The 4,530-nt window shown below is 56.7% G+C and carries 4 protein-coding genes; 1 reads left to right on the top strand and 3 read right to left on the bottom strand.

Annotated features, from left to right (window positions below):
• The 3 genes from VMW13_00645 to VMW13_00655 form a co-directional block, all read right to left on the bottom strand.
• Positions 1–569 (bottom strand): thymidylate synthase (locus tag VMW13_00645; GenBank protein ID HUV43315.1); only part of this gene is annotated, 569 nt, incomplete at its 3' end.
• A 24-nt stretch (positions 570–593) separates the two neighbouring features.
• Complete coding sequence (locus VMW13_00650; protein ID HUV43316.1) at positions 594–1,292, bottom strand: hypothetical protein; 699 nt, start codon at positions 1,290–1,292, stop codon at positions 594–596.
• A gap of 35 nt (positions 1,293–1,327) precedes the next feature.
• On the bottom strand, positions 1,328–1,918 hold the full coding sequence (locus tag VMW13_00655; GenBank protein HUV43317.1) for a hypothetical protein: 591 nt from the start codon (positions 1,916–1,918) through the stop codon (positions 1,328–1,330).
• A 305-nt stretch (positions 1,919–2,223) separates the two neighbouring features.
• Here VMW13_00655 and VMW13_00660 point away from each other — a divergent pair, with 305 nt between their 5' ends.
• Positions 2,224–4,440 (top strand): molybdopterin-dependent oxidoreductase, encoded by a 2,217-nt coding sequence (locus tag VMW13_00660; GenBank protein HUV43318.1) that lies wholly within the window; start codon positions 2,224–2,226, stop codon positions 4,438–4,440.
• Positions 4,441–4,530 lie beyond the last annotated feature (90 nt).

Below are 4,530 nucleotides of genomic sequence, written 5' to 3' on the forward strand. Positions count from 1 at the left end.
TCACCGTCGGCAACACCTATCTCGCTGGCCATGTACTCCTTGAGCAGCTGGAGAGCGGCAAGGTTGGAGGGGAAACCGGCCCAGAGGTCCCAGGAACGAAAATAGACCACAAAGCACAGCCGGCCATCACGGATTCTGGTATCCACTGCCCTGAGGCAGGGCGGGTCGGACAGGTAGACTGATTGGGCGTCCCCCACGGCCATGAAGGCCTGGTTGGTGTTGTGACCGTCCTCCCGGTACATCCGGATGACCTCGTCAATCTGCTTCTCCAGGTACTGGCCGTAGGTATACTGCTCCCCTTCTGCCTTGTGCGCCGTCATCAGGTAAGGGAGGTAGCTCTCTATGTAGTCCATCGTGGTTGGAGGTGGGACTCCCTGCGGCACATCGGGTACCAGCGGCCTTGTCCCGGGGTAGTGGACCTGAATGACCACCAGGTCAAGCTCCTTACGCCGCTCCCCGGCGTAGCTGCCCCGGTCTATTGTGTACTCGCGGCCCTGAGCAAGAGTCTTACCCAGACAGAGGAACCATGCCTCGGACAGGTCTCTGGCCTCAATTGTTGTAATTTCCACGGTCCGAAGTTGCCTCCTTTGCCACTACTTACGGAAGATACCGAGGAACCTGTCCTCGTACTCTTCATAGAGGTCCCATCGGTCTAATTCCTCTTTGAGAACAGCGGGGGCAATCTCGCCGCGTGAGACCTGTGTGAATAGCCCCTCAATCCTGAGCCGGGCATCAGCAGGGACGCCTTTGGTGTCCATTCTGAGAAGACCCCTGGAGCCCATCTCCCCCAGGTTGGTGCCTACGGAACGCTGGGTCATCTCGAATATGAACTTCACCAGGGATACATCCCATAGCTCGTCAGACCCTTTGATGATGGCCGCCAGCGGGTCACCCCGCCGGTCAATCTCGGCATTCAGCTTGTCAACTACCGCTTTCCAGTCATTGGAAACAATATTGAGCTCTTTTGGTTCGTTCCGGTAAGTGTAGAGCAGCCCCGGGATGTTCGGGCCGTAGCTCTCGATGATGGCGTCGAAGTACTTCCGGGCATCGGTGCTGAAGCCCTCCAACCCGCTAAGATAGTGAGGCGTGACAATCTTCGGTTTTTCTGCCAGAACCCTGCCCTCTCTTATCACAGTCTCGATAGAACCGCCTATCAGGTCGGCATAAGCCGGTTCCGTAATAAGGTAGTAGTAGATACTGGTCCTTCCGAAGGTAAACAGGGCCTGCCGTGGTGCCCGCAACACCTCGGTACGTTCAACAGCGTCCCGAATCCTCTCGTCATTGATATCCATAGTCGGTTCCCGGAAATCTCCTGTCCTGCTAATTCTCAGGGAATACTCTGTAGCTCGCTCCGATATTCAGTCAGGTTCTGAAGATATGGCCTGTCCAGTTGCGTCAGTACCTTACGCCATTCCTCCTGGAACTGTGGATGCCGTTCGAAATCATCACGAATTCTCATTGCCGTACCATACTGCTGCTGGGCTGCCTGCTGCATTCTGGCTGCGAACTGCGTCTTCAGTTGCTCGTAGGCCTGCTTTCGCTGCTGTTCTCCCTGCTCGGTGTAATGACTGAAGATTTGCCTTATAAGACTGTAAACATTCTCCACACTCGCCTTATCATTCTTGAGCAGCTTGAAGCCGTCCATTACATGCTTATTGGTTCGCCTGGCAGCATCGTTCGTGGGCAGACCAATGTTTCTTAGCAGGACTTCGCCAGCACCCTGAACAATGTACTTCCTCTCTTCCTCACTGTATTCGGCAAGCTCGGCTATCAGGTTACAGTCCTCTTTGAGATACCTGACGGCCAGTTCCTGCCCCCTGGGAACGAACTTCCACTGCAAGCGCTCCTCCTCGGTAGTCGCATCCAGTCCGGCGAGTTTCTCCATGGCAATCTCGCGAGCGCTCTTTATATCTCCCATCAATCACCCCCGGCAGTGTCTGTTAGTGGCTGGCATTCGTTGCCTACCCATTGATTATACAGAATATGGTGCCGGTCTTAAAGTCCATGTCGTGCGGCGAGAAAATAATCATGCCACTTCCCAGTGGCGCTCAATCTCCTCCTCATGCGAACGCGCCACTTTCTCCAGTGGTACGCCACTTCCCAGTGGCGCGCCACTTCCCAGTGGCGCTCAATCCCTCCCCCCCGGTGATGTTGACCTCGTTAGTAAAGACAGTTAGAATACTGTAAGAATTACCGGTTACACCTATCTGCAAGGAGGTGGATATGAGCACGCAAGAAACCAGTCTGGCCGATGGCGAGCACATTGTCCTCTGTACCTCTGCCTTCGATTGCGGCGGGCGCTGCCCGCTCCGGGTCCACGTCAAGGATGGCGTGATAACCAGAATCGAAGGCGACGACTACGAGGATGAGGAAAACCAGCTCAGGGCTTGCTGGCGAGGCCGGGCCTACCGCCACTGGATTTACCACCCGGACCGGCTCCTGTATCCCATGAAGAGGGTTGGTGAGAGAGGCAAGGGCGAGTTCGAGCGGATTTCATGGGACGAGGCCATGGACACCATTGTCCGTGAGCTGACTCGCATCAAGGAAATCTATGGCAACAGCGCTTTCTTCCTCGGCGGTGGCGGTCACCTGGGCGCCCTGCACAGTGCCGGCTCCCTCCGCAAAGCACTATCCATGTTCGGAGGTTTTACCTCCAGCTACGGCAATATCTCGTCAGAAGGTGCCGTGTGGGCAGTAATGTCATCCTACGGCGACGTCATGGTTGGCCACAGCCGGGAGGACTTGCTCAATTCCAAACTCATCATACTGTGGGGATGGGACCCGGTAAGGATGGTCTCCGGTACGGACACTATCTACAACCTCACCAAGGCAAGGGAGGCCGGCATTCCCATCATCTCAATCGACCCACGGTACCATGATTCCGCCGCTACCCTGGCCGCAGAGTGGATTCCCATAATACCGGGGACAGATGCCGCCATGATGGCTGCCATGGCCAATGTCATTATCAAAGAAAACCTGCAAGACCAGGCTTTCCTCGATAAGTACTCCGTCGGGTTCGACAAGTTCAGTGAATATGTCCTCGGTATAGAGGACGGCGTCGAGAAGACCCCTGCCTGGGCAGAGGCAATCTGCGGAGTACCGGCACAGCGTATTGTAGACCTGGCACGACAGTACGCCACCACCAAACCGGCCTGTCTCATGGACTGCCAGGGACCGGCACGGGCTGCCTACGGAGAGCAGTACAACCGTTGCGCCATTACCCTGACGACGATGACGGGCAACATCGGGAAACCGGGTGGCAGCGCCTGCGGCGGCTTGATGGGCATCCCCTACGGGCACATGTTCCGTTCCGCCGGAGTACCCGGCATGAGAAACCCCACTGAGGCCGGCGGCCCATCCATCCGTGGAACACTGGATATCAACCTCCGCCTGGTGCGCCGCATCCATGTTAATAAAATCTGGGACGGCTTCCTGGAGGGTACCGCCGGCGGCTACCCCGCCGATATCAAGGCGGCCTGGTTTGCCGGTGGTAATCCGCTGAACCAGCGCGGCAACGCCAACAAGGGCGTCAGGGCACTGAAGGGCCTGGAGTTCCTCGCCGTCCAGGATATCTTCCTGACTCCGACGGCCAGATATGCGGATATTGTCCTGCCGGTGAAGACCTTCGCCGAGAAGAACGACCTCACCCGGCCGTGGCCCTCCGGACCCTATTTCACCTACGCCAACCAGGTAATCGAACCGATGGGTGAGTGCAAAACTGACTGGGAAATCGGCAACCTGCTCGCTGAGAAGCTGGGCTTCGAGGACTTCAACGACAAGACTGAAGACGAATGGCTGCGTACATTCATCGCTACGAACCCGGAGTACCAGCAGCACATCACCGACTACGATAAGTTCAAGCGGGAAGCTATACACCGCGTAAAAATTGATGAACCGTATATTGCTTTCAAGGCCCAGATTGAAGACCCTGAGAACAATCCGTTTAGCACACCATCGGGCAAGATAGAGATATTCTCACAGCGACTGGCGGACCTTGACGACCCGCACACTCCACCCGTTCCGAAGTATATCGCAGACGGGCGGGAAGACAGATACAACCCGCTGGCAGCAAAGTACCCGCTCCAGCTCCTCACGCCGCATCCGCGGGTGAGGGTCCACTCCACTCTCCAGAACGTGGACTGGCTGGTCGAGGTAGACCCCCACGTGATGTGGATTAATCCCGCCGACGCCGAACCCCGGGGTATCCGGGACGGTGAAGAGGTCTATGTATTCAATGACCGCGGTAAACTGGTTATCAAGGCCTGGGTTACCCGGCGCATTATCCCCGGCGTCATCTGCATCTATGAAGGCGCCTGGTTCAATCCGGACGACGAGGGTATCGACCGCGGCGGTTGTACAAATACTGTTACCGATGATGTTTATTCACCAGGTGGCGCGGCCATACTGAAGACGGCACTCGTCGAAGTAAACAAGGCCTAACGGGATGCTGGAAAAAGGGAGTCCAGAGGGGGTGCCCATTCTGATGGGCCTGCCCCTTCCTAGGGGCGCCCCCTTCTGTCAGGGGTCTGG

The organism is Dehalococcoidales bacterium, from assembly GCA_035529395.1.
In the GTDB taxonomy this organism is placed as follows: domain Bacteria; phylum Chloroflexota; class Dehalococcoidia; order Dehalococcoidales; family Fen-1064; genus DUES01.

Bases quoted from the DNA above. Each gene is read 5' to 3' on its own strand.
- VMW13_00650 (HUV43316.1), bottom strand. From the start codon at position 1,292: ATGGATATCAATGACGAGAGGATTCGGGACGCTGTTGAACGTACCGAG.
- VMW13_00660 (HUV43318.1), top strand. From the start codon at position 2,224: ATGAGCACGCAAGAAACCAGTCTGGCCGATGGCGAGCACATTGTCCTC.
- VMW13_00655 (HUV43317.1), bottom strand. From the start codon at position 1,918: ATGGGAGATATAAAGAGCGCTCGCGAGATTGCCATGGAGAAACTCGCC.